Source organism: Nonomuraea sp. NPDC050733 (assembly GCF_040654215.1).
GTDB lineage: Bacteria > Actinomycetota > Actinomycetes > Streptosporangiales > Streptosporangiaceae > Nonomuraea.
Genome location: NZ_JBFAHO010000004.1, coordinates 1 through 22,444, shown reverse-complemented (window position 1 = coordinate 22,444; position 22,444 = coordinate 1). Strand labels below are relative to the sequence as shown.

Annotated in this window: 25 protein-coding genes, 1 tRNA gene and 1 pseudogene; 14 read left to right on the top strand and 13 right to left on the bottom strand. The window is 71.7% G+C overall.

Annotated elements, in window-relative coordinates:
- Positions 1 to 20 precede the first annotated feature (20 nt).
- Genes AB0H64_RS09655 through AB0H64_RS09630 form a run of 6 tightly spaced genes read left to right on the top strand, consistent with a single transcriptional unit; the run spans position 21 to position 7,766 of the window.
- Positions 21 to 512, top strand: coding sequence for a hypothetical protein (locus tag AB0H64_RS09655; RefSeq protein ID WP_357622247.1), 492 nt, complete (start codon positions 21 to 23; stop codon positions 510 to 512).
- Positions 512 to 1,915, top strand: a complete 1,404-nt coding sequence (locus AB0H64_RS09650; RefSeq protein WP_357622244.1) for a hypothetical protein — start codon at positions 512 to 514, stop codon at positions 1,913 to 1,915. Before AB0H64_RS09655 ends, AB0H64_RS09650 begins: the two co-directional genes overlap by 1 nt.
- The gene (locus tag AB0H64_RS09645) at positions 1,912 to 3,291 is read left to right on the top strand and encodes a VWA domain-containing protein (RefSeq protein WP_357622241.1); all 1,380 of its coding nucleotides are present in this window, start codon (positions 1,912 to 1,914) and stop codon (positions 3,289 to 3,291) included. The genes AB0H64_RS09650 and AB0H64_RS09645 overlap by 4 nt, the downstream gene beginning before the upstream one ends.
- A 13-nt stretch (positions 3,292 to 3,304) precedes the next feature.
- Complete coding sequence (locus tag AB0H64_RS09640; protein WP_357622238.1) at positions 3,305 to 4,420, top strand: AAA family ATPase; 1,116 nt, start codon at positions 3,305 to 3,307, stop codon at positions 4,418 to 4,420.
- Complete coding sequence (locus AB0H64_RS09635; RefSeq protein WP_357622235.1) at positions 4,417 to 7,230, top strand: DUF5682 family protein; 2,814 nt, start codon at positions 4,417 to 4,419, stop codon at positions 7,228 to 7,230. The genes AB0H64_RS09640 and AB0H64_RS09635 overlap by 4 nt, the downstream gene beginning before the upstream one ends.
- Before the next feature lie 41 nt (positions 7,231 to 7,271).
- A complete protein-coding gene (locus tag AB0H64_RS09630) occupies positions 7,272 to 7,766 on the top strand; it encodes an MSMEG_6728 family protein (RefSeq protein WP_357622233.1) in 495 nt (164 codons plus the stop codon).
- A 48-nt stretch (positions 7,767 to 7,814) separates the two neighbouring features.
- Here the strand turns inward: AB0H64_RS09630 and AB0H64_RS09625 are convergent, their stop codons facing one another.
- The 3 genes from AB0H64_RS09625 to AB0H64_RS09615 form a co-directional block, all read right to left on the bottom strand.
- Positions 7,815 to 9,065: a Dyp-type peroxidase gene (locus AB0H64_RS09625; RefSeq protein WP_357622230.1), complete on the bottom strand. Its 1,251-nt coding sequence runs from the start codon at positions 9,063 to 9,065 to the stop codon at positions 7,815 to 7,817.
- A complete protein-coding gene (locus tag AB0H64_RS09620) occupies positions 9,065 to 9,586 on the bottom strand; it encodes a copper chaperone PCu(A)C (RefSeq protein ID WP_357622227.1) in 522 nt (173 codons plus the stop codon). The genes AB0H64_RS09625 and AB0H64_RS09620 overlap by 1 nt, the downstream gene beginning before the upstream one ends.
- 82 nt (positions 9,587 to 9,668) lie before the next feature.
- A complete protein-coding gene (locus AB0H64_RS09615; RefSeq protein WP_357622224.1) occupies positions 9,669 to 10,214 on the bottom strand; it encodes an MFS transporter in 546 nt (181 codons plus the stop codon).
- Positions 10,215 to 10,390: 176 nt separating this feature from the next.
- Here AB0H64_RS09615 and AB0H64_RS09610 point away from each other — a divergent pair, with 176 nt between their 5' ends.
- Together AB0H64_RS09610 and AB0H64_RS09605 are read left to right on the top strand one after the other, a co-directional pair.
- Positions 10,391 to 11,092 (top strand): hypothetical protein, encoded by a 702-nt coding sequence (locus AB0H64_RS09610; protein WP_357622222.1) that lies wholly within the window; start codon positions 10,391 to 10,393, stop codon positions 11,090 to 11,092.
- A gap of 272 nt (positions 11,093 to 11,364) precedes the next feature.
- Positions 11,365 to 11,913, top strand: coding sequence for a universal stress protein (locus AB0H64_RS09605; RefSeq protein WP_357622220.1), 549 nt, complete (start codon positions 11,365 to 11,367; stop codon positions 11,911 to 11,913).
- On the opposite strand, the gene AB0H64_RS09600 is transcribed toward AB0H64_RS09605, so the two are convergent.
- Positions 11,910 to 13,295, bottom strand: a complete 1,386-nt coding sequence (locus tag AB0H64_RS09600; protein ID WP_357622218.1) for a PLP-dependent aminotransferase family protein — start codon at positions 13,293 to 13,295, stop codon at positions 11,910 to 11,912. The genes AB0H64_RS09605 and AB0H64_RS09600 overlap by 4 nt on opposite strands.
- Positions 13,296 to 13,364: 69 nt before the next feature.
- Between AB0H64_RS09600 and AB0H64_RS09595 the strand changes: the two genes are divergently transcribed.
- The 5 genes from AB0H64_RS09595 (at position 13,365) to AB0H64_RS09575 (ending at position 16,184) form a co-directional block, all read left to right on the top strand.
- Positions 13,365 to 13,814, top strand: coding sequence for a carboxymuconolactone decarboxylase family protein (locus AB0H64_RS09595; protein WP_357622216.1), 450 nt, complete (start codon positions 13,365 to 13,367; stop codon positions 13,812 to 13,814).
- A 24-nt stretch (positions 13,815 to 13,838) separates the two neighbouring features.
- Positions 13,839 to 15,014, top strand: a complete 1,176-nt coding sequence (locus tag AB0H64_RS09590; protein ID WP_357622214.1) for an MFS transporter — start codon at positions 13,839 to 13,841, stop codon at positions 15,012 to 15,014.
- A 216-nt stretch (positions 15,015 to 15,230) separates the two neighbouring features.
- Positions 15,231 to 15,350, top strand: coding sequence for a DLW-39 family protein (locus AB0H64_RS09585; protein WP_013130296.1), 120 nt, complete (start codon positions 15,231 to 15,233; stop codon positions 15,348 to 15,350).
- Positions 15,351 to 15,366: 16 nt separating this feature from the next.
- A complete protein-coding gene (locus AB0H64_RS09580; RefSeq protein WP_357622211.1) occupies positions 15,367 to 16,095 on the top strand; it encodes an HAD-IA family hydrolase in 729 nt (242 codons plus the stop codon).
- 16 nt (positions 16,096 to 16,111) lie between these two features.
- Positions 16,112 to 16,184, top strand: a tRNA-Ala gene (locus tag AB0H64_RS09575).
- Between the two features lie 59 nt (positions 16,185 to 16,243).
- Here AB0H64_RS09575 and AB0H64_RS09570 read toward each other — a convergent pair.
- From AB0H64_RS09570 to AB0H64_RS09535, 8 genes are all read right to left on the bottom strand, one after another.
- Positions 16,244 to 17,383 carry a tyrosine-type recombinase/integrase gene (locus AB0H64_RS09570; RefSeq protein WP_357622208.1) on the bottom strand — a complete coding sequence of 380 codons (1,140 nt, stop codon included), beginning with the start codon at positions 17,381 to 17,383 and terminating at the stop codon, positions 16,244 to 16,246.
- A complete protein-coding gene (locus tag AB0H64_RS09565; protein WP_357622206.1) occupies positions 17,383 to 17,586 on the bottom strand; it encodes a helix-turn-helix domain-containing protein in 204 nt (67 codons plus the stop codon). The genes AB0H64_RS09570 and AB0H64_RS09565 overlap by 1 nt, the downstream gene beginning before the upstream one ends.
- Positions 17,587 to 19,155 (bottom strand): replication initiator, encoded by a 1,569-nt coding sequence (locus AB0H64_RS09560; protein ID WP_357622203.1) that lies wholly within the window; start codon positions 19,153 to 19,155, stop codon positions 17,587 to 17,589.
- 62 nt (positions 19,156 to 19,217) lie between these two features.
- Positions 19,218 to 19,370, bottom strand: a complete 153-nt coding sequence (locus AB0H64_RS09555; RefSeq protein ID WP_357622200.1) for a hypothetical protein — start codon at positions 19,368 to 19,370, stop codon at positions 19,218 to 19,220.
- Complete coding sequence (locus AB0H64_RS09550) at positions 19,367 to 20,788, bottom strand: FtsK/SpoIIIE domain-containing protein (protein ID WP_357622198.1); 1,422 nt, start codon at positions 20,786 to 20,788, stop codon at positions 19,367 to 19,369. The genes AB0H64_RS09555 and AB0H64_RS09550 overlap by 4 nt, the downstream gene beginning before the upstream one ends.
- An 88-nt stretch (positions 20,789 to 20,876) precedes the next feature.
- Entirely contained in the window at positions 20,877 to 21,188 is a 312-nt protein-coding gene (locus AB0H64_RS09545; protein ID WP_357622195.1) for a hypothetical protein, read from the bottom strand.
- Positions 21,185 to 21,412 (bottom strand): hypothetical protein, encoded by a 228-nt coding sequence (locus AB0H64_RS09540; RefSeq protein ID WP_357622192.1) that lies wholly within the window; start codon positions 21,410 to 21,412, stop codon positions 21,185 to 21,187. The genes AB0H64_RS09545 and AB0H64_RS09540 overlap by 4 nt, the downstream gene beginning before the upstream one ends.
- Before the next feature lie 32 nt (positions 21,413 to 21,444).
- Positions 21,445 to 21,855, bottom strand: coding sequence for a plasmid replication, integration and excision activator (locus AB0H64_RS09535; RefSeq protein ID WP_357622190.1), 411 nt, complete (start codon positions 21,853 to 21,855; stop codon positions 21,445 to 21,447).
- 180 nt (positions 21,856 to 22,035) lie between these two features.
- Between AB0H64_RS09535 and AB0H64_RS09530 the strand changes: the two genes are divergently transcribed.
- A complete protein-coding gene (locus AB0H64_RS09530) occupies positions 22,036 to 22,188 on the top strand; it encodes a hypothetical protein (RefSeq protein ID WP_357622187.1) in 153 nt (50 codons plus the stop codon).
- Positions 22,189 to 22,244: 56 nt separating this feature from the next.
- Here AB0H64_RS09530 and AB0H64_RS09525 read toward each other — a convergent pair.
- Positions 22,245 to 22,444 (bottom strand): annotated as a pseudogene (locus AB0H64_RS09525) (integrase); the annotation flags it as partial.

Sequence of the window (22,444 nt, the reverse complement as noted above, 5' to 3'; positions counted from 1 at the left end):
GGCTGGGAGGTCGAAAGGTCGTGACCGCGGACATGGCCGCGTGGGAGCAGCGCAGCGTGGTGCCGGTGGTGCCACCGCTCCGGCCCCGCAAGCTGGCCAAGGTGCCGTTCGTCGAGCTGGCCGACGGACGGTTGCAGGGAGTCGTGTCGAGCGGCTCCGACATCGAGCGGGTGTACGTCTCCTCGATCGCCGCCGGCACCCACGCGTACAGTTGCAGCACCAACAACAACCGGCCCTGCGGCGGCCTGTACGGCTCGCCGTGCAAGCACCTCCAGGCGCTGGTCGCCGAGGCCGTGCTCCAGTACGGCCTGGACCGCGTGGCGGGCTACCTGCGGGCCGAGGTCGGCGAGGACGGCGACCTGATCCGCGCCCTCGACGGCTCGGTGGAGCGGACGCAGGCGTCCATGGTGTTCAGCCGGTTCCTGCGCCACCTGGCGTACCTGGAGCTGCCGGGCACGGGTGAGCCGGTGCCCGAGCTGCACTGGTTCCCGGCGACCGGGGCGGGTGCGTGATGCGGGGAGTGCAACTCGCCGCGCTGCTCGACGGCGACATACCCGGGACCGGGCAGGCCCTGGAGCTGGTGACGGGGTTCGACGACGCGCTCGCCAACGGGTTCGCCCGGCTCGGCGAGCAGCGGGCCGGGGCGCTGGCCGCCCTGGCCGGGGCCATGGCCGGCACGCCCCTGGGCGACCGGGCGGCCGAGGCGGCGGCCAAGATCGCCGCGGGCTCGGTCGGCGAGGAGCACCTGGCGGCTCTCGCCGGGGCCCGCACCGCGCTGCTCGGCGCGGTCCACGACGCCCTGCTCGACCGGCTCGACGCCGCGCTCGGCCGCGACCGCGAGCCCTGGCCGGCCACCGGCGCGACGCCGGACGAGCCGGGCGTCCCCGCCAACCTGCTCGCCGCCGGCCGCGCCTGGCTGCACGAGCTGGCCATCACCGGCTGGCGCGGCGTCGACCACGACCTGGTCTCCGGCTCCGGCCAGGCCGTCGAGGCCCTGCTCGCCCAGCCCGCCGCGCGCCGCCTCGCGGTGCTGCTCGACGGGCTGGCGGCCGAGCTGGCCGCCTCCACCCCGATCGGCCTGATGCCGCACCTGCCCGCCCGCCGCTGGGGCGACCTGTGGGCGCGGGCCCTCCTGCTCGCCCAGCCCGGCGGCCTGCCCGCCCGTCCGGAGCCGGTCACGGTCTCCGGGCGGCTGCTGCCGCTGGGCGTGGACGTCCACGAGCACGGCACCGCCGTGCAGGTCCAGGTCCACGGCGTGCTGGAGCCCGCCGGCGACGAGCCGAAGCGGCTCGTGCGGGCGAGCGTCAGCGCCATGAAGGTCGACACGATCACCGGCCCCGCCGTGTGGCAACTGCTGAGAGGCCATCCGGCGCTGCTGACGGCGCTGGCCGGGCAGCGCGCCCTCGACCTCACCGGCATGCCGCTGCTGCCCGGCGGCGACCTCGTGTGGCACGACGACCGGGCCCGCGCGGGCGAGCCCGCCGACCCGTTCGCCGTGGCCCGCGTCCAGCTCGCCGGCGCGCTCGCCCCGCCGGCGTCGCCCCTCGACCGCCATCCCGCGCGGATCGCCGAGCCCGTCCTGCTGGAGGGCTACACGGTGACCGGCGACGGCACGCTCGACGTCGACGGCCACCCGATCGCCCTCGACACCGACCGGCTGCCCTCATGCGGCCCGCTGACCCCCCAGCTCGTGGCGGCCTCCACCGCCTGCGTCGGCCTCATGCGCTGGGACGGCGGACGATGGTCCGTCCAGCCGCTGGCGGTGCGGGCGACGGTCAAGCGCAAGCCGGTCGAGGCCGGCAACGGCGACTGGGCGCTCGGCCCCACCGACCCCAAGGCGGTCAAGGCCGTGGCGAAGACCGGCGACGTCGTCGCCGTGCTCCAGGAGCGGGCAGGACGGCTGCTGCGGCGATGAGCGAATCCCCGAGCGAGTCCCCCGCCGAGCCCCCTGGCGAGTCCCCCGCCGAGTCCCTCACAGGGCCTTCGAGCGCTGACGCGAACCGGCGGCAGGTGCTCTACTGGCGGCTGCTGTCCCGCGTCTTCGAGGCCGACGAGCAGCCCGCCCTCGAAGCGGGCAGCATGGCCGTCGTCGGCGACCTCGGCCTGCCCGCCGCCCTGCTCGACCCCGGCGTCTCGGTCGACAACGTCGTGCAGCGCTTCCCCGAGCTGGCCGCCGAGTTCGACGGCCTGATGGTGTCCGGACTGCCGGAGTCGGAGGAGATCGGCCCCGACGAGGTGCGCCGGGCCGCGCTGGTGTCGAAGCTGCTGCTCAACGTGTTCGCGACCGGCACGGGCAGTGTCTCCGCGAGCGGCCTGGCCCGCTGGCAGCAGGACGCCGGCTGGTTCGAGCGCGCCCTCGGCCACGAGCCCGGCGGGCTTCGCGCCAACCCCGCGAGCGACGAGCTGGGCGGCGTCCTGGCCGGCCTCGAAGGCGACCTGGTCAGCCGGATGCGCCTGCGCGAGGTGCTGGCCGACCCCACCCTGGCCAGGCAGCTCACGCCCAGCATGTCGCTCATCGAGCAGCTGCTGCGCGACAAGGCCAACCTGTCGGGCATCGCGCTGGCCAACGCCAAGGCGCTGATCCGCCGGTTCGTCGACGAGGTCGCCGAGGTGCTCCGCACACAGGTCGAGCAGACCAGCGCCGGCAAGATCGACCGGTCCGTGCCGCCCAAACGGGTGTTCCGCAACCTCGACCTCGACCGGACCATCTGGAAGAACCTCACCAACTGGAGCCCCGAGGACCAGCGGCTCTACGTCGACCGGCTCTTCTACCGGCACACGGCCCGCAAGAACACGCCGTCCCGGCTGATCGTGGTGGTGGACCAGTCGGGCTCCATGGTCGACTCCATGGTCAACTGCACCATCCTCGCGTCGATCTTCGCCGGGCTGCCGAAGGTGGACGTCCACCTCATCGCGTACGACACCAGGGCGATCGACCTGACGCCCTGGGTGCATGACCCGTTCGAGGTGCTGCTGCGCACCGACCTCGGCGGCGGCAACGACGGGCCCGTCGCGATGGCGATGGCCCGGCCGAAGATCGCCGAGCCGCGCAACACCGTGATGGTGTGGATCTCGGACTTCTACGAGTTCGACCGGTCGCAGCCGCTGTTCGACGGGATCCAGGCCGTCCACCGCTCCGGGGTGCGCTTCATCCCCGTCGGCTCGGTGAACAGCTCCGGCCGGCAGAGCGTCAACCCGTGGTTCCGCCAGAAGTTCAAGGACCTCGGCACTCCGGTGATCTCCGGCCACATCCGCAAACTCGTGTTCGAGCTCAAGAGCTTCCTCACCTAGGAGAGTCCCCCGCATGACCGACGAGATGCTGCGTGCCCCCGCCGAGGTGAAGTACGCCGACGAGCTCGACTGGCTGGAGTCCGTGGACGACGGGCCCAAGCCGTTCTCGTGGCGGCTGAGCCCCCGGATGGTTCGGCTGTTCGTGCTCGGGTCCGACCGCTCCGACGGGCTCGACCGGGAGATCAAGCAGAAGTGGTTCGGCGACCGGAGCTTCGTCGAGCGCGCCATCGTGACCCTCGCCTCCGACCGCGGGCTGCTGCTGATCGGCGACCCGGGCACGGGCAAGAGCTGGCTGGCCGAGCTGCTGTCCGCCGCGATCAGCCGTAACTCGACGCTGGTCGTCCAGGGCACGGCCGGCACCACCGAGGACCACATCAAGTACTCGTGGAACGTCTCCATGGTGATCGCCAAGGGGCAGTCGCGCGACTCCATGATCCCCTCGCCCATCATGACGGCGATGGAGCAGGGCGTGATCGGCCGCTTCGAGGAGTTGACCCGCTCCACCAGCGACGTGCAGGACGCGCTCATCTCGATCCTGTCCGAGAAGTACGTGTCCATCCCCGAGCTGGACGACGACAACATCGTCTTCGCCAAGCCCGGCTTCTCCATCATCGCGACGGCCAACAGCCGCGACCGGGGCGTCAACGACCTGTCCTCGGCCCTGAAGCGGCGCTTCAACTTCGTCCGCATCCCCGTCGTGACGAACAAGCGCAGCGAGGCGGAGATCGTCCGCTTCCGCACCACCGAGCTGCTGCGCCGCCACCGGATCGAGCTGGAGGTGCCGCCCACGCTGCTCGACATCCTGCTGCAGAGCTTCGCCGACCTGCGGGCCGCGTCCGAGTCGGCGAGCAGCGACGACGAGAGGCTGGAGTCGGCGCTGTCCACGGCCGAGCAGATCGGCGTGCTGGAGGACGCCATCCTGCACAGCCAGTTCTTCGGCGACCAGACGCTGCGCGCCCAGACCCTCGCCGGCTCCCTGGTCGGCTCGCTGGCCCGCCGCAATCCGGAGGACCTGGCCATTCTCAACAAGTACTGGCACGGCGTCGTCGAGCCCCGCAGCAAGAAGGACGGCGGTGAGTGGCCGGACTTCCTCGAAGGCGGCCGCCAGGCGATCGCCACCCTGTCATGAGCGCGCCCGGCGCGATCGCGGGTCCGTTCGGAGCCCTGCGCGAGCAGTTGCTGGACGCCGCCGCGGCCTTCGCCGGCGCCCCGGCCTCCCTGTCCGAGATCCTCGCGGGCCTGGTGGACGACGTCGACCGGGCGCTGCGCGAGGAGCTGGAGATCTTCCCGGTGTGCCACCACTCGCCCGCGTCCGCGCTGGCCATGGCGCGCCGGCTGCGCGAGAAGCGGCCCCAGGTCGTCTACCTGGAGCTGTGCGAGGACCTGCGCCCGCTGCTCGGCGAGCTGCGCAACTGCCGCCTGCCGGTGGCCCTGCAGGCGTTCGCGACGGAGCTCGACGGCTTCCCGCCGGGGTCCGGGCCGCTCAGCGTGGTGGCGCCCATCACCGAGGCGTCGGCGGAGTACCAGGTCATCGCGTACGCGCTGGAGACGCCCGGCGTCGAGCTGGTCCTCGTGGACCGCTCGGCCGACCACGTCTTCCAGTGGCTGCCGAAGGACGACGACACCGCAGGCGAGGAGGGCCCGGAGCCCGAGCCCGGCCACGGTGAGGACGCGGCGCTGCACGGCGACGCCGTGGGCATCGAGATCGGCGACCTGCGTCCCCGCTTCGCCGAGCTGGAGGCCCACCTGCTGCACCACGGCAAGGTGCGCCACTGGTCCGAGTGGTGGGACCAGTACGTGGAGCGCCCCCTGCTCGACGCCGACCACGACACCTACCGGCAGGTCATGGTGCTGATCGGCAGCCTGTTCCGGCGGCTGGCCCCGGAGCGGGGCGACCGGCTCGCGCGGGACGAGGAGCGCGAGCGCCACATGTGGACGCGCATCCGCGAGCACCTGTCCACCTCCGGCGCCGACCCGGAGCGCTGCCTGTACGTGTGCGGCGCCTTCCACGCGGCCAGCCGGGTCGAGGAGTTCGGGCTCGCGGGCTCCGGCACGTACGCCATCACGCCCCGCACGGGCACGCGCTGGCTGTACGGCCTCATCCCGTCCAGCCACTCGGCCATCGAGGCGCAGTTCGGCCTGGCCTCCGGCTCGGTGTCGATCGCGGCGGCGACCTGGGCCAAGGCCGTCTCGCGCGGCGGCGTCCAGCCGTACCGGCTGGAGGGACAGCAAGGGCCGGCCAAGACGAAGCGGGCCCGCGCGAAGGAGACCGGACCCGAGGCGCCGCGACCGGTCGCGGACCGGCTGAGCGGGTTCCTGTCCAGGCCGCCCGAGCTGGGCGGGCCCGACGAGGCCGAGCTGCTCGGCTGGTGCGTGGACCTGGTCCGGCTGGCACGCCGCAACGGCTACCTGGCCAGCACCGCCGACGCCATCGCCGTGTACGAGACGTCGATCCTGCTCGCGGGCATGCGCGACCGCGCCCGGCCGACGCCGTACGACTTCCAGGACGCGGCGGTCACCTGCATCGAGAAGGACGTGGTGCCCGGCCGGCGCGACGTCCGGCACCTGTGCGAGATCCTGCTCGGCGGCGACCGCGTCGGCCAGGTCGGCTACGACGCGATGCCGCCGCTGGCCCGCGACGTCTACGACCGGCTGGAGCCCCTCGGGCTCGACCTGCACAAGCGCACGGTCCAGCGGGCGCTGATGAACCTCGACGCCGACCCCCACCTCGCGCCCTGCTCGCACCTGCTGTGGATGCTGCGCTACCTGCTGCCCGACAGCGCGGTGCGCCCCATCATGGGCACGCGCCGGCTCGGCGAGCGCTCCATCCAGGAGAGCTGGGACCTGTCCCTCGGCCAGCACCAGCGCTCCGTCATCGAGCTGGGCTACGAGGGCGTCACCGTCGAGCAGGTGCTGGAGCGGCGCCTGCGGGCCGCGGTGCGGCACCCCCGGGCCACGGCCGCGACCGCGCTGGAGGCGGTCGAGGACTCGATCGTGTTCCTCGGCAGCCGCCGCTTCACCGACGAGCTGGGGGCGCGGGCCGTCGAGCTGCTGTCCGCCGAGCGCACCGTGGACGACGCGCCCGAGGTGCTGCGCCGCATCCGCCGCCTGCTCGCCCACTACCGGGCGGCGGAGCCGGGGCTGCCGGCCTGGTGCGAGGCGTTCGTCACCACCGGCTACGCGCAGTACTGCACGCTGCTGCCCACCGCGTTCGTGGCCGAGGACACCGGGGTTCGGCAGGTCGGGGCCATGCTGGGCTTCCTGTTCTCCATGGAGGGGCTGGCGCTGTCGCTCGGCTGCGAGCGGGCCCAGCTTGAGCTGGCCGTCCAGCAGTCGCATCCGCGGACGCCGGCCAAGGTGGCGCTGCTGTGGGCGGCGCACACGCAGCTCGGGCTGCTGTCGTCGGCCGCGCTGCGGGAGCGGTGCGACGAGCTGCTCGCCAACCCGCTCGTGCTGCCGTCGTTCCCGCTCTACATCAGCGGGTTCGTGCAGGCGCTGGAGTCGGTGCCGTCGCTGACGCCGTTCGTGGTGGAGCTGATCTCCAAGGCGTTCGCGCGGTTGCCGGACGCGGTGCTGCTGCCGTGGGTGCCCAGGCTGATCACGACGCTGCGGGACCAGGCGCGGGAGCTCGTGCCGGTGCTGGTGAGGGAGGCGGGCCGGACGTTCCCCGCCGGGCTGGCGGAGCTGGACGCCTGGGTGCCGCCGTGGAGCGGGCACGCGGCCGCCCCCGCGGCGGCGGGCGGACCGGTGGCCGTGACCGGCGGACCGGTCGCCGAGCTCCTGCGCGCCCACCCGGGCACGTGCGACGCGGTGGCTTCGCTCCTCGGCTGCGAGGGCGGCTGGCTGACGGAGGAGCCGGCCGCGCACGCCGAGGCCGTCGCCCTCCTGGCCCGCCACCCGGAGACGACGCTCGCGGTCGCCGGCCTGGTGGGCGGGTAGGGGCGTTCGGAGGGCCTCAACCGAGAAGCGGGGGACAGCCGATGCAGACATTCCTCCCCTATCCCGACTTCGCGAGGTGCGCCGGGGTCCTCGACCCCCGGCGCCTCGGGAAGCAGCGGGTCGAGGCCCTGCAGATCCTGCGCGCCCTCACCGTCCCCGGGTACGGCTGGCGCCACCACCCGGCGGTGCGCATGTGGGCCGGCTACGAGGAGGCCCTTGCCAGGTACGGCCTGGAGGTGTGCGGCCGGTGGTGCGACCTCGGCCGCCAGGACACCTGCGCCGGCACGATCAGCCGCGAGGTGGCCCAGCACTGCGGCCACCGTGTCGTGCGGGCCCAGCCGGACCTGGAGACGCACGGCGAGCTGCCGCCGTGGCTGGGCGACGCCGCCCTGCACCTCAGCCACCGCTCGGCCCTGCTGCGCAAGGACCCCGCCTTCTACGTCCCCCTCTTCGGCCCCGAGCCGGACGACCTGCCCTACTTCTGGCCGCCGTCCGACCGGCCGCCGTCGTGCCTGCCGGGCAGCGCGTTCGCCTGACCCGGGTCCGCGGCTGCGAGCAGCCGGGACCCGGGCGGGCATGGCAGGTCAGGTGGCGAGCAGGCGGTCGCCGACCCACCCTTGCGGCGTGCACCCGGGCGGGATCGCGAAGACCGCCGAGCCGATCGGCGTGACCCACGCGTTCAGCAGGTCACCCTCCGCCACCCGCCGCTGCACGGGCACGAACTGCCGGTCGATGTCCGCCTGGTACGACACGAAGATCAACCCCGACTCCGAGGCCCCGTCGGCGCCCACCGCCTCGTCGTAGTTGTAGGGCCGCCGCAGGATCCGCTGCCCCGGCTCGATGGCCCGCGCCCGCCTGATGTGCGCGAACTCCGGGATGACCGGGAACCCGAGCTGGTTGAGCCGGTCGAAGTCGGGCTCGTCCCGCTCGGCCTGGCCGGTGAGCGGGGCGCCCGTGTCCAACCGGCGGCCGATCGCGAACTCCCGCGCCGACCGGTCCGCCGCGTCCCACTTCTCAAGCCTCATCCGGATCCGGCGCAGCACCATCGTCGTACCGCCCCGCATTCCCTCGGACCCGTCGCCGATCCACACGGACCGGTCGAGGTTCGAGGGGTTGACCGTGCCGTCGAGCTGGCCCATGAGGTTGCGCTGCGTCGTACCGGCCGCCTGCGTGCCCGCGGCGCGCCGGAAGCCCCGCTGGCTCCACCGCACCCGCGCGAAGGCCCGCGCGTCCTTGACGATCATCCGCAGCGCGTGCGCCACCGTCATCGGGTCGTCGGCGCAGACCTGCACGAGCAGGTCGCCGCCGCTCCACCGGTCCTCCAGCCTGTCGGTCTCGAACGCGGGCAGCTCCCGCACCGGCGAGGTCACGCCCGCCGCCGCGAACAGGCCCGGCCCGAACCCGAACGTGATCGTCATCCGGGCGGGGGCGACGGCGAGCTCGGGCTCGGTGTCGGCCAGGGCCGGCCGTCCCTGGGTGAGCCGGCGGGCGTCGTCGGTGAGGAGCTGCATCAGCCGGACGATCGCCTCCTTGCCGGTGCCGGGCAGCAGGTCGAGCCCGAGGAAGACGGCGTGCGCCTGTGGAGTCGTCGCGACGCCGGCCTGGTGCTCGCCGTGGAACGGCTCCACCCCGTCGCCCGTACCTGTCGCGGGTACGGCTTCTCCCGGTACGGCCTTTGCGGGCACGGCTTCTGCGGGCACGGCTTCTGCGGGCACGGCTTCTGCGGGGGCGGCTTTTGCGGGTGCGGCGGCCATGGCCGCGGCTGCCCCGGCCGCCACCGGCAGCGCGACCCCGCCCGCCAGCAGCCTCCGGCGGCTGATCGCGGCGCTGCCCATCAGTGCCCCGTCCCCGGCTGGTAGTCCTCCCTGCCGCCGGCGAAGTCCTTGCCGACGGCCGTGAACTCCAGCGGCGAGCCGCCCTTCACCGTGAGCGTGAACGGCACCCGCACGCCCGGCTTCACCTCTTCGGTGACGTCCATGAGCATGATGTGGTCACCGCCGGGCCGCAGCTCGTGCGTGCCGCCCGCGGGCACCACGATGCCGCCCTCCTTCGGCCGCATGATCATCTTGCCGCCGGACTCCACGACCTCGTGCAGCTCCACCTTCGTCGACAGGGGCGTGCTGCCGGCGACGATCGTGATGTCGGCGCCGGTCGGGTTGACCAGGGTGCCGAACGCGGCCGTCATCCCCTTCTTCGTGGTCTTGACCCACGGGTCGGCGATGGTGAGAACGGCAGCCTTGTCGGCGACACTGGCGGCGGAAGGGCTCGTCCGGGCCGCCTCGGTGGCCTCCTGGCCACCACACGCGGTCAGCACGCCGACGGCGGCGACGAGCACCAGAACATGACGAGAGAACACGGGAAACGCCTTTCTCCAGCCGGGTACGGGCACGCCGAAAACGCGCACGTCCCAGCTGCGGTTGTCGAAAAAAGGTGAGATGTCAGAACAAATCGACAACCATCGGCGGGCCCCGCCGGCTCACCGCGTACCGCAGCACGGCCCCGCGCAACACCACCGGCCGGGCCGTACAAACCATGACGAACGGCGTCCAGAACACGGGCAGCCGCACGAGCAGCAGCCGCACCGCCAGCCGGCGCAGCAGCGCCCAGAACAACGCCTCGCCCCGGGCCAGCCACAACCCGGTCAGCAGCGTCGCCCATCCGTGCGCGACGAGCATGCCGAGCCCCGGCACCAGCCCCGCGTGGGCGTCCGCCGGCATCTCGACCGGCGAGGCGGCATGGGCCAGCGAGAACACCACGTGCAGCACGGCCTGCGCCCCGCCGAGCAGCGGCAGGATCGCCCCCGCCGTCCGCTCACGCCCGGACAGCGGACACGCCGCCGCGAACGCCCCGCCCAGCGCCCCGGCCACCATGCCCGGAGCCACGCTTCCCCCGCCGAACGCGTGCGCCCCCCAGCCCAGCCCGACGCACACCACGGCGAACACCGCGGCGCGCATGAGCCTGAACGGCACCGAGGCGGGAGGCACAGACGGGATCATCCCATGCGCCCCCCACGCCCGATGATCCGCACGTTCAAGGGACGACATTGCCCGGTCAAGAACCTCCTACCCGGGGACCTACCCGGGCATAATGGCGGCCGATGCCGATACATCATGAGCCGACGCGCCAAGAGCCAATGCTTCATGAGCCGACAAATCAGGACTTGTCGGCGTTCGCAGCCACCATGGCCCCCGTCGTCAACGCGGTCCACGTCAACGTCCACGCCGCGGCCCGCCGGCAGAGCGACGACCACGCCGAGGCGTGCGGCCTGACCCCCGGCTTCCTCGTCGACCTGCGGTACGTGCTTCCCGCGCGCCCGCTCACCCGCCGCGACCTGTCCGTCGTCTACCGGTACGGCACCGCCGCCGACCTGCACGCCGAGATCGCGGACCAGCTCCGCCAGGGCACGCTGGCCGAGGACACCGACGGCCTCCTGCGGCTCACCGACGCCGGCCGGTCCTACCTCCGCGGCCTGTACGAGGTCCACGCCGCCGCCACCCAACGCCTCTGGGACGCCTACGACGTGCCGGTCGTGGCCGCCCTGCTGGGGGAGGTCCTGGCGCGGGCCGAGGCCGAGCCGGGTGGCGCGTTCGCGGTGATGGCGCCGCCGTACGAGCCCGAGGGGACGCCGCCGGGCGTGCTGCTGTTCAACCGCGTCGCCGCGCTGCGCTACCACCGGGCCGACGCCCACGCCGCCTCCTGGCACGCCGCCGGGCTGACGGCGGACACGGTCGTCGAGCTGGGCTGCGGTCCGCTGCGCGACCGGATCGAGGAGGACACCAACCGGCGCGCCGCCCAGCCGTACGCCGCGCTCACCGGCCGCGAGCGCGAGACCCTGTTCGAAGGGCTGCTCGCGCTCATCTGACCCCTCGGGAAGGGCGACCTCGCATCTCGCCGGGCGCCCAGGAGGCGGCCTCGACAGACTGGCTCCAACCGGACGGCGGGAGGGGCTTGCCGTAGCCCGTGGCGGCCACCAAAGTGGTGAGCCTGTGCGTCAGCGCCCCGTCGAGCCGCCGGTCGAGGGCGGGACAGGCCTGCACCCGGCCTCGTTCCGCCCCGCATGCCACGCCTCGGGGTAGCGAGGGACTCCAGAGTTCGCAAAGTGCCACCTTCAGGTAACCAGCGGCAAGGAGCAAGATGGTCGAGTACCCCTTCGAGGAGGGTGCCGTGGATCATGACCTGCCCGGTGGGCCGAGGCTGATCGTGGGGATCGACGAGACCCCGGCCTCGCGCTGGGCCCTGGCCTGGGCCATCGGGGCCGCCCGGCTGCACCGGATGACCCTGGTCGCCGTGCACGTCAGCCGGGCGCCGGTCCACCCGTTCCCCGAGGCACTGCCGGTGCAGCAGGCGCTGCGGGCCGGGGAGGAGGCGCGCTGCGCCGAGGTCGTGGCGGGCGTGTTCGAGGACGTGGCGGGCGGGATGCCCGAGGACCTCACCACGGCCGTCGTCGGCCGGGTCGGCGACCCCGGCTACCACCTCGTGGACCTGGCCCGCGAGGGCGACCTGCTGGTGCTCGGGCGCAGCCGGCGCGGGCTGCTCAGCCGCATGCTCCTGCCGTCCACCAGCATGTACTGCGCGCGGCACGCCAGGACGACGGTCGTCATCGTGCAGCAGCCGTCGCCGCCGGACGATCCGGAGCTGACGGGGGAGCGGGCCAGACGCTTCTGGACCCGCAAGCACTTCTAGCCTTCCCCTCGCAGGGACCCGTCGAGGAGGCGGAGGCCCGCGGGGAGGTCCGGCTGCCGGATCGCGCCGTAGCCCAGCACCAGCCCGGACAGCGCCGGGGTCTCGCCGCAGTACGCGTCGAGCCGCTCCACGGCCAGCCCGGGCGCCGGCCGTACGGACACGCCGGGAGCCAGCAGGGCGCAGAGGTGCAGGCCCGCGACCGACGGCACCACGCGCAGCCGCTCGTCACGCTCCAGCGCGGCGGTGATCAGCGCGTGCCGGGCCGCGTACTCGCGGGTCGCCTTCCTGATGTGCCGCGCCAGCAGCCCCTCGTCGATGAACCGGGCCAGCGCGGCCTGCGTCGGCAGCGAGCCGTGCCAGTCGGTGAGCTGCTTGGCCGCGCGCAGCGCGGGCGCCAGCGAAGCCGGCGCGACCAGGAAGCCCAGCCGCAGCGCCGGGAGCAGCGTCTTGGAGAACGAGCCCACGTACACCACCCGGCCGGCACGGTCCAGGCTCTGCAGCGGCTCCAGAGGGCGATCCCCGAAGCGGAACTCGCTGTCGTAGTCGTCCTCGATCACCACGGCCCGGCGCCGCTCCGCCCACGCCAGCAGCGCCGCCCGCCGCGCCAGCGACATCGGCGTGCCCAGCGGGAACTGGTGGGACGGCGTCACGTACACGAGCCGGACCCCGCCCGGGATGGCGGACACGTCGATGCCCTCGCCGTCCACCGGCACCCCCACGACCCGCGCGCCGAGCGAGCGGAACAGCAGCCGGGCCGGCGGATACCCCGGCTCCTCGACCGCCACGCACGCACCCGGCTCGACCAGCACCCGCCCGACGAGGTCGAGCGCCTGCTGCGCGCCGCTGGTGATGAGCACGTCGTCCGCGCCGGCCCGTACGGAACGGCTGACTCCGATGTGCCGGGAGATCGCCTCCCTGAGCCCCTCGTGCCCCGCCGGGTCGCCGTAGCCGGCCGTGAACGCGCTCACCCGCAGCTCCCTGGCCACCAGCCTGCGCCAGCTCTCCATCGGGAACAGCCGCGGGTCCGGCACCCCGGCCCGGAAGTCGTACCGCGCGGGGGAGACGGGTGTCGCGGCGGGCGGCATCGACCGCCACAGGGCACGCGGCCGCACCACGCCCCGCGGCGCGGCCCGCCCCCGCACCGGCTCCGCCGACACGAACGTGCCCGCCCCCGCCCGCCCCACCAGGAACCCGTCGGCGACGAGCCGGTCGTAGGCCACCGCGACGGTGTTGCGCGAGATCTCCAGGCGCCGCGCCAGCTCTCGCGTCGGCGGCAGCCGCTCACCCGACCGCAGCCGGCCGTCCAGGATCGCCTCCAGCAGCTGGCGGTAGACCTGTGCGGCCAGGTCACCCCGGCCGGTCAGCGTCACGTGGACGTCCATGCTTGGCCCAATCAGTTCACCGGAAATTGGAGCTTATACCGGGACAAGCCGCTCCCTAGGCTCGGTGCCATGACAGAACGTATGGACCTCGGTGCCCTCGCCGGAGAGGCGTACCGCGCGATGGCCGGACTCGACCGATTCGTCAAGGACAGCACCCTGCCCGCGCCGCTGCTGGAGCTCGTCCGGCTGCGGGCCAGCCAGATCAACGGATGCGTGTACTGCGTGGACATGCACAGCTCCGACGCCAAGCAGGCGGGCGAGAGCGACGCCCGGCTGCACGCCGTCGCCGTGTGGCGCGAGGCGCCCTTCTTCACCGACCAGGAACGGGCCGCGCTCGCCCTCACCGAGGCCGCCACCCGCCTGTCCACGCACGACGTCACCGACGAGGTCTGGGACGAGGCGGCCAGGCACTTCGACGAGCGGCAGCTCGCGGCACTGGTGGTGGCCGTGGCCACGATCAACGCCTGGAACCGCATGGGCGTGGCCACCCGCATGACCCCCGAGTCGTACAAGGCCTGACCGGTGGGAAACGACCTCAGGACCTTGACCGCAGCCCAGCTCGTGGCCTCGACCGGCGACGGCGCGTACCTCGTCACCTCGGCGCTGTACTTCACCGGCGTCGTCGGCATGTCGCCCGCACAGGTCGGCGTCGGGCTGACGCTCGGCTGGGCCGTCGGCGCGCTCGCCGGGGTTCCGCTCGGCCACCTGGCCGACCGGCGCGGCCCGCGCGGCGTCGCCGTGCTGCTCGCCCTCGCCACCGCCGCGGCGGTCGCCTCGTACGTCCTGGTCCGGTCGTTTCCGCCGTTCGTCCTCGTCGCCTGCGTCTACGGGACCGCGCAGACCGGCCTGTCCGCCGCCCGCCAGGCCCTGCTCGCCGGGCTGGTCGAGCCCGCGAGCCGGACCCACGTCCGGGCCGCGCTCCAGTCGGCGCAGAACGGGGGACTCGCCGTCGGCGCCGCGCTGGGCGGCCTGGCTCTGCACCTGAACTCCCGCGAGGCGTACCTGGCGGTGCTGGCCGTGGACGCGGCCTGCTTCCTGGGCGCCGCCCTGGTGCTGCTCCGGCTGCCCGCCGTGCCTCCCACGCCGGTGACCGCCGGTCCCCGGCTGGCGGTGCTGCGCGACCGGCCGTACGCGCTGGTCACGCTGATCAACACGGTCATGCTGCTGTACATGCCGATGCTCAGCCTGATCGTCCCGCTGTGGATCGCCCAGCGCACCGCGGCCCCCACCTGGACGGTGTCCGCGCTCCTGCTGCTCAACACGGCGGGGGTCGTGCTGTTCCAGGTCCGCGTCGCCCGCCGGGTCCGCGGCCTCGCCGACGCCTCCTCCTCGGTACGGCGGGCGGGGCTGGTCATGCTGGTGGCCTGCGGGGTGTTCGCGCTGTCGTCGGCCGGCTCGTCGCCGTGGCTGGCCGGCGCCGTGCTGCTCGCCGGGGTGGCGCTCCAGGTGGTGGGCGAGCTGCTCCTGGCCTCCGGAGCCTGGGAGATCAGCTTCACCTTGGCGCCGGACGACAAGCAGGGGGAGTACCAGGGGTTCTTCGGCACGGGGACGGCCGTGGCCCGCATGCTCGGGCCCGCGCTGCTGACCACGCTGGTCATGGGATGGGGGACGGCGGGGTGGCTGGTGCTGGGGCTGATGTTCCTGGGGGCGGGCGTGGCGATGCCGCCGGCCGTACGATGGGCCCGGCGCGGCACGCCGGTGCCGGCTTTTGAAACGTGAAAACAACCCCGCGCGCCTTGCCCCGCATGATCGGATCGTTGTCCAAGATGGACGGGTAAGGCGGGTCTCACCTGCGCCGGCCTTGCCATGCTTTGCACATTCCGTACATCTGGTTCGTGCGCAACACAAGGACCGCAGCGAACCCTTGCTAGGCTGCATGTCAACCGTTGGGTCTCACCCCGGCAGGTGAGGCCGTCGAAGAAGTGGGGTCACACCGTGAAGAAGCTGCTTGTTCTGGCGCTGGTCGCCCTTGGGGGGTTGCTGATCTGGCGCAAGGTGCAGGCTGACCGCGCCGAGCTCGATCTCTGGACCGAGGCCACCGGCAGCGAGAACTAACCGACCTGGCGAGGCGATGAGTGACGTCGTCCCCATCCAGCTGGCGTGCCTCGACCTGGCAGGCACAACAGTCGGTGACATCGCCATGGTGGAGCGCGCCTTCGCCGAGGCGATAGCCACACAGGGCATCGTCCCCGGGACCGGAGCGTACGCGCGTGCCATGGTGCACGTGCACCGGTCCCGGGGCTGCCCCAAGATCGATGTCTTCCGCGGGATCTTCCCCGACAACGAAGCCCAGGCGCAGGCCGCCAACCTGACCTTCGAGCGCTCCTACGAGGGCGCCCTGGAACGGGCCGGCCTCGTCCCCATGCCCGGAGTCGTCGAGGTCCTGGACAAGCTGCGCGGCTCCGGCCTCCGGCTCGCCCTCATCACGGGCTTCAGCCGCACCACCCTGAGCCGCGTGCTCAGCGTGCTCGGCTGGGACGACAAGATCGACCTCGCCATCTGCCCCGAGGACGCCGGCGGCCGCGGCCGCCCCTGGCCCGACATGATCCTGCACGCCGTGCTCCGGCTCGGCATCGAGGACGTACGCGCGGTCGCCGTCATCGGTGACTCCGAGAGCGACATGCTCTCGGGCCGCCGCGCGGGGGCGTCGATCGTGGCAGGCGTCATGACGGGCGTCCACAGCCGCGAACGCCTCCTCAAGGGCGGCGCCACCCACATTCTCGACACGATCGCCGACTTCCCCAGCCTGGTGCTCAGCGACGACCCGCCCCCGCACCAGATGGGCACGCCGGGCCGGTAAGCTATCTTCGTCTGAAGGGGCCTTAGCTCAGCTGGCAGAGCGCCTGCTTTGCAAGCAGGATGTCAGGAGTTCGAATCTCCTAGGCTCCACCTGCGAAAACGCCCCGCAACCAATCTTGGTGCGGGGCGTTCGTGCCATTAACGTGCCATTAGCCTTTGGCGATCTTCTGTTGTTCGGCTGCTACGCGGGCGCTGAGTGCGTCGGCGATTCGCTGGTCGGCGTCTCGGGTGGCGTGCTGGTAGATGAGGGCGGCCCGGTCGCTGTCGTGCCCCATCCGAGCCTTGAGGTCGGCCAGGCTCGCGCCTGATTGAGCGGCGAGGGTGTTGCCGGTGTGTCGGAGATCGTGGAAGTGCAGGCCCTGCAATCCCATCTCCTTGAGTGCTTCCGCCCACTTGGCCTCGCGCCGGAAGCTGCCGCCCCGCAGGAACGCTCCGCGCTTGCCGAGGAACACGAAGGCGTCGTCGGTCTGGTCGACGTAGCTGGCGAGGTGTTCGGTCAAGGCCGGGATGATGGCCGAGGGGATGCTGATCGTGCGCCTGCCGGCCCGGGACTTGGGCGGGCTCAGGCGTATCTCGCCGCCGTCGAGCTCGACGAGCTGTTCGCGGACCCGAACCGTTCGCGCGTCGAGGTCGATGCTGCTACGGCGGAGCGCTATCACTTCGCCCCATCGCAGGCTCACGAAGGTGGCCAGTAGTACCAGGGCCTTGAAGCGCCTGTCGGCCATCCGGTCGGCCAGCTCGAAGACCTGGGCCACGGTGAGGACCGGTCGCTCGGGGGTGTGCTCGTTGTCGGCGCCCTTGATCCGGCAGGGGTTCCGCGCGATCAGCTTGTCCTCTTCGACGGCGGTCATCAGAACGGCCCGCAGCAGGCGGTATGCCTTGGCTGCAGTAGAGATGGAGACGCCGTTGCCGAGAAGATCCGAGCGCCAGGTGCGGATCGTCTGCGGCGACAGTTTGCCGACCGCTACCCCGCCGAGTCCGGGGACGATGTGGCGTTCGAGGAGCCAGGTGTACAGCTCTATGGTCTTGGGACGCAGCCCCGGGCGCTCCTTGATCCACGCACGGGCATAGTCGGCGAGCTGGATCTTCCCTCGATCGGGCTCCGTCCAGTCACCCGAGATCATCTGCGCCTCGATGAGGGTGAGTGCCCGATCAGCGTCCGTCTTGGTGGCGTACGTCGTCGCACCGGTGTGCAGCCGGCCGTCCGGCCCGGGGTAACGGATCTGGAAGCGCCCGGATGGAAGCTTGCGGAGATTGCCGAAGCGTCGGTGACCGTCCTTGTTCGGCATCAGGCGGCCCTCTTTGGGGTGGCCGCATCCATGGGCGCGACGGTTCCGGCGACGACGTACGCGATCAGGGCTGACTCGCGGATGCGCACCGGCCGGCCGAGCTTGACGAATTCGATGCGGCGTTCGGCGATCAGCCGCCGGACGAAGCGTGTGGTGGTGTTGAGGAGTTCCGCCGCCTCCTCCACGGTCAGAAGTCTGTCCATCTACGCTGCCTCCTCTCCGGTTGCCGAAAGATCTTGGCCGTTGGCTCTGGCTTCCAGCTCTCGCAGGTGAGCGCGCCAGCGCTGACGTTCGGCGACGCTTCGCAGCAGCCGTACGCCGATCGGAGCGACGTCCGGATCGCCGGGCTTGGCCGGCCGCCAGACATAGCGGTGCGGGTCGGTCGGCTCGTCGGCCTGTCCGAGCGCTTCGAGAACCCAGGTACGGCGGTCCTGCTTGTGTTCGGCGAGGGTCTTGTTCGACCACTTCCGGGACACGAGGACGCGGCGGCCCGCGTAGCCGAGGTGTTCCGGCTTGTGGGCCTTGGACCGGCACCGGCCGGGAGTCATGCCTGCTTTCGCGCCTTTGGGCTGCACGCCGTACCGCAGCCAGTTGGGGCAGGTCGGAGAGCACGGCTCGTAGCGCAGGGCCTCGACGAAGCGCGCTGCGTGCTCGCGCTGAGCCCGTCCGTCGAGGGATTCGCCGAGGCTCTTGGTCAGGTACTTGGACAGGTAGCGGATGCACTGGTCGGCGTCCGGGGTTCCGGAGAGCACGCCTTTGACGTCGATCTGGTCGCCGAAGCGGACGACGTGCAGGGGCTCGGCCGCGTCGTCCTGGTCCAGCTCGTCGAGGGTCTGGTCCCAGGTGGGCAGCACTTCGCCCGTGTCGGGGTCGAGATAGCCGACGCCGTCCTGCCAGACGGGCAGATGCTCGCCCTCGAAGCGGACTCGATCGCAGGACGGCCACCACACCTGGTGATACGTCGCCGCCGCTATCTGCTTGACCTCCGCACGCGGCAGCGTGCCCCTGATCGCCATGTGCAGATGGGGCGCCAGCCGCTTCTGAGGTTCCACACTGGCGAAGTACTGCACGTCGTAGCCGGCCACACGGCGCAGGTTCTGCACGAACCGGTCGACCAGCTTGGAGAAGTGCAGCGCGTCGCGGGTCGCCCGCCCGTAGTCGTACTTCTCCGGATCGACCGGCACCCCGTTACGAACCCTGCCGTACGACGGAAGCGTGAGCGTGACGAACAGCGAGGGCCGGTAGACCCGCCCGTCCGGGGACTCGAAGGTGCGTCCGAGCGTCGTGTTGACCATCTTGCGCCTGGGCAGGTCCGGAGCGTCCTGCCGCCGTCTGGTCGAGCGGATGCGCTTGGGCACCGTCCGGCCGAGGACATGGCCCCGCATCCCCGCGGCGTTGATCTCCTCATCGAGACCGGCGAGAACGGCGTCCCAGTCGGCGGTGCCTTCGCCAGCACTTGCCGCCGCATCACGCCGGGCCTGCATGTCCGCGCGGAACTCGACCAGCCAGCGCTGCTCCTCGGTGGCCGCTTCGGGGCTGATCACGGGTTCTTCGGCCAGGTGCCAGCCTTCCCGGCACTGCGCTATCCGGAGCTGCCGGTTGCGCTTGGCGCATGACGGGCACTTGCTCTCCAGCGTCGCCCCGCACGGGACATCGACGATCTGTTCCTTGCCCGTGAGGACGTCGAGCCGCCGGAGCGCGACGGGCCGGACGCAGACGCCGTTGAGCTTGGCCACCTCTTCGGCGACTTCACGGGCGAGTGGTTGAGCCATGCGGAGCGCCCGAGGCGTGGAGCGGTGAGAGCTCCGGATTTCCGCTGGCTGGTGTGGACTGTTCAACGGACCTCCTCTCCGATCTCGGGGACGATGAGCGCGGAGGTTCCGCACTCGGTGCACTCGACCAGAGCACGGACCAGGTCGAGACGCAGGACGTCGGGGGCGCCGCAGTCGGCGCAGCGCAGGCCGTCGAGGAAGTGGACGAGCGTCATGCGGCCTCACCCGTGAAGTCGGCGACCATGTCGCGGATGTCGCCATCGGAGACGTAGGCGGCGCGGACCCGGATCGGGTCGGGAGAGGTCTCCAGCCGGACGTAGCCGACTCCGGCGCCGAGCTTGGGAACGGGTGAGATGTGGTCGGCCAGGGCTCCTCTGTCGCGAGCACCGTCGCCGAGGACCATGTCCACCTGTTCGGACTCGTCGAGCCGCAGCGCGATCTTGTCCGGGAACAGGTTCCGGATGTTCATGACCTCCTTGCGCGGATCCTGGAGCGCCGCCAGGACTCCGACGCCGACTGCGCGGCCCTGGGTGGTGAGCGTGGCCAGGGCAGCGGAGATACGCCGCCGCAGCTCCTTGTCCGACTGGTAAGCGGTGAGGAACGCGACCTCGTCGACGAGGACTAGGACGAAGGGGTCGTCGACGGTGGGTGTGTGGGATCGCTGGTGGCCGGCGAAGCGGGCGGCGCGGGCCTGCATGACCTTGACCGCGTCGTCCAGCAGATCAGCGCAGTCGGCCGGATCGGCGGCATAACGCGACCCGAAGAGCACACGACCGAAGGAGAGCTCCATCAGCTTGGGATCGAGTGCCCAGATCTCGACCAAGCCTGCCTCGACGGCCGGGAGGAGCCCGCGGATCGTGGACCAGATGATCGAGCCCTTGCCGGCCCCGGTGGCGCCCGCGACCAGGACGTGAGTGCCGTGCACTTTAAGGAACCACGGCCGCCCGTCCTCCTGCTTGCCGACCTCGATGGGGCCGACCGCGGGGATCTCCGGGATCGGCACAGCAGGCAGTGGCGCGGCGAGCGGATCACATCGGGGGAAGGTGAGACGCAGCCGCCCGCCTTTGAGGACGGACACACGGCAAGAGGTCGTCCCGAAGCCCTGGGCGAGGTTGTCAGTGCGATCGGACCAGTCTTTGATCGCCTGCCCGTTGAGCATGCGCACGGTGACCAGGTCGGCCCATGAGGTGCAGGTGACCTTGCCAAGCGTGGGCAGGTAGTCGCGCCCTCTGACGTGCTTGCCGAGACCGGAGATGACCATCACCGATTGCCAGTGCCGGCGGTACACCGAGATCAGCCGCCACCAGGCCAGCATCCGCCATCCCACCCAGTGGGCGAAGCTTGTCCGGTCGAGCGTTCCCCAGGCGATGAGCCCGGCGAGCGCCGGCGTGACGAGGAGAAGCGCGACGCGCCAGCCGTACAGGACGGACAGTGCGCAGGGGATGGCCGCGATGAGCACGGCGACGGGATGCCGCCACACGGCACGGACGAGACTCGCGACAGCCCGCCACCCGAAGATGACAAGCGTGACGATCGCGGGCGTCTTGACGACGGCCGGCCGGAACACGACCGCCGTATCAGGAGTGGTGGAGACGATGCGATGCGGCTCCTCGCCGGGCATCTTCTTGAACATTAGGCTGGAGTCCTTCCAAGCATGTGGAGTGCACGGGAGACCGAGGGGCCGCCGGAAGTTGCCGCTTCCCGCGGCCCCGCTTGCGTTGTCAGGCCGCCGCATCCGTGGCGCCCTTGGCCGATTGCTGGGAGTGCAGCCGCTCGCAGTCGGCGAGGTAGCGAGCGGCGGCGTCGAAGAGCTGGCGCGCGGTATTGAGGTCCGCGTCGGTGACGTGGCCGGCGCCGGTGGTCGAGATCCACACGCCCGCCTCGCCGGAGGAGATGTTCAGGTACGGCCGCAGCTCGTCGAGCACACCGGCGTTGACACGCAGGTCAGCCGTGTGGAACGAGACGCTGAGGCGAGGAGTGGAGTTCGGCTCCATCGTCAGCGTCACGTAGGTGTAGGCGCCGAGATCCCTCATGCCGCCATCCCGCGCCGATGGATCCGCTCCACGCATCGCGCGAAGTCCTGAGCCTGTTTGGCGAGCTGCCGCGCGAACTCCACGTCAGCCGCCGTGACCCGGTCCGACGCAGCGGTGGTGACCTGCACCTGAAGCATGCCGAACGCCAGTGCCAGGACCGGGGTGCGGAGCTGGTAGGCGTAGTTCTCGGCGACCGCACCGGAACCGGTGTTGAGAGTGATCACGCCCGTCGGCCGAGCCTGCCCCCGCCGCCCCATCACGCCGCGTCCTTCGCGGGGCTGGGCTTGCCGACCGGCCGCGGAGCCCGCATCTCACGGACGCGGACCGAGTAGGCGAGCCTGCCGTTGCCGTTCACGTACGGCGTGACTGTCATGTGGTCGAACTCGACCGGCGTGAACGGCAACCCCGGCATGGGCGCCGGCGGAACGGGCTGCACGGGGGAGAGGATCTTCACCGCGACCGTCTTCTGCGCGGCCTTGACGGTCGGGTCCGCGTCCATGACCGAGACCTGCCACACCGTCTCGCCGGTCTGCTTGTCCCGAGCCTGCACGAAGCGCCCGTTGGTCGAGGCGTCGAAGTCCTTGACCGGCTCCACCTCACCGACGATGTAGCAGCCGTGCGGGAAGACCATGTCGAACATCACGGGGATGGGTCCCTGAAGTGCCATCGTCCACCACCTCCTTCGTCTATCCCCCTAGACAGTTACGATCGCTTCGCTTCGAGGAGCTGTCTAGGGGGCTATGCAGAGGACGATAACCAGAGTCTCCCCTAACTGTCTAGGGGGGTAAACATCATGTCGAATGTTCCCGCTAGAGTCGAGCCAACAGCTTCACGAAGGGAGCCGAGCTTGCTGCATGCACTTGCCGAGGAGGACAGCTTGACGTGGTCAGCGTGGGAGCTGCTCATCGTCGGTGGATTTGCCCTCTTGGCTCTGATTCTCCTCGGGGCCACGATTGGTATCGTCCTGACCAAGCTGGAGCGCCGCTCCGGTAAGTGGTAGCCGGGCCGCCTCGATGCGAGCCTGATGGCCAGCCCTGCGTAACTGGGTCGGGCGTCTTACAACCCGCAGTAAGCAATCGTGGCGTCGTCGTAGGTCTTGCCGCGTGGCCAGCGTGAGCCCTGCGGGTCGGAGCGCTCGGCTGCACGCACTTGACGGATGACTTCGTCCGGACCGGACTGCTCCAGCAGGTCGAGGACGTGGCGCCAGGTATGCAGGTGGAAACGGTCGACGAGGCGGGATGCGCCGTCGCTGAGGA

Excerpts from the sequence above, each read along its gene's own strand:
- AB0H64_RS09565 (WP_357622206.1), bottom strand. The coding sequence starts at position 17,586 with ATGGACAGACTTCTGACCGTGGAGGAGGCGGCGGAACTCCTCAACACC.
- AB0H64_RS09600 (WP_357622218.1), bottom strand. The coding sequence starts at position 13,295 with ATGGACGTCCACGTGACGCTGACCGGCCGGGGTGACCTGGCCGCACAG.
- AB0H64_RS09605 (WP_357622220.1), top strand. The coding sequence starts at position 11,365 with ATGGTCGAGTACCCCTTCGAGGAGGGTGCCGTGGATCATGACCTGCCC.
- AB0H64_RS09625 (WP_357622230.1), bottom strand. The coding sequence starts at position 9,065 with ATGGGCAGCGCCGCGATCAGCCGCCGGAGGCTGCTGGCGGGCGGGGTC.
- AB0H64_RS09535 (WP_357622190.1), bottom strand. The coding sequence starts at position 21,855 with ATGGCACTTCAGGGACCCATCCCCGTGATGTTCGACATGGTCTTCCCG.
- AB0H64_RS09580 (WP_357622211.1), top strand. The coding sequence starts at position 15,367 with ATGAGTGACGTCGTCCCCATCCAGCTGGCGTGCCTCGACCTGGCAGGC.
- AB0H64_RS09545 (WP_357622195.1), bottom strand. The coding sequence starts at position 21,188 with ATGAGGGATCTCGGCGCCTACACCTACGTGACGCTGACGATGGAGCCG.
- AB0H64_RS09570 (WP_357622208.1), bottom strand. The coding sequence starts at position 17,383 with ATGCCGAACAAGGACGGTCACCGACGCTTCGGCAATCTCCGCAAGCTT.
- AB0H64_RS09650 (WP_357622244.1), top strand. The coding sequence starts at position 512 with ATGCGGGGAGTGCAACTCGCCGCGCTGCTCGACGGCGACATACCCGGG.
- AB0H64_RS09560 (WP_357622203.1), bottom strand. The coding sequence starts at position 19,155 with ATGGCTCAACCACTCGCCCGTGAAGTCGCCGAAGAGGTGGCCAAGCTC.
- AB0H64_RS09645 (WP_357622241.1), top strand. The coding sequence starts at position 1,912 with ATGAGCGAATCCCCGAGCGAGTCCCCCGCCGAGCCCCCTGGCGAGTCC.
- AB0H64_RS09550 (WP_357622198.1), bottom strand. The coding sequence starts at position 20,788 with ATGTTCAAGAAGATGCCCGGCGAGGAGCCGCATCGCATCGTCTCCACC.
- AB0H64_RS09635 (WP_357622235.1), top strand. The coding sequence starts at position 4,417 with ATGAGCGCGCCCGGCGCGATCGCGGGTCCGTTCGGAGCCCTGCGCGAG.
- AB0H64_RS09630 (WP_357622233.1), top strand. The coding sequence starts at position 7,272 with ATGCAGACATTCCTCCCCTATCCCGACTTCGCGAGGTGCGCCGGGGTC.
- AB0H64_RS09595 (WP_357622216.1), top strand. The coding sequence starts at position 13,365 with ATGACAGAACGTATGGACCTCGGTGCCCTCGCCGGAGAGGCGTACCGC.
- AB0H64_RS09555 (WP_357622200.1), bottom strand. The coding sequence starts at position 19,370 with ATGACGCTCGTCCACTTCCTCGACGGCCTGCGCTGCGCCGACTGCGGC.
- AB0H64_RS09640 (WP_357622238.1), top strand. The coding sequence starts at position 3,305 with ATGACCGACGAGATGCTGCGTGCCCCCGCCGAGGTGAAGTACGCCGAC.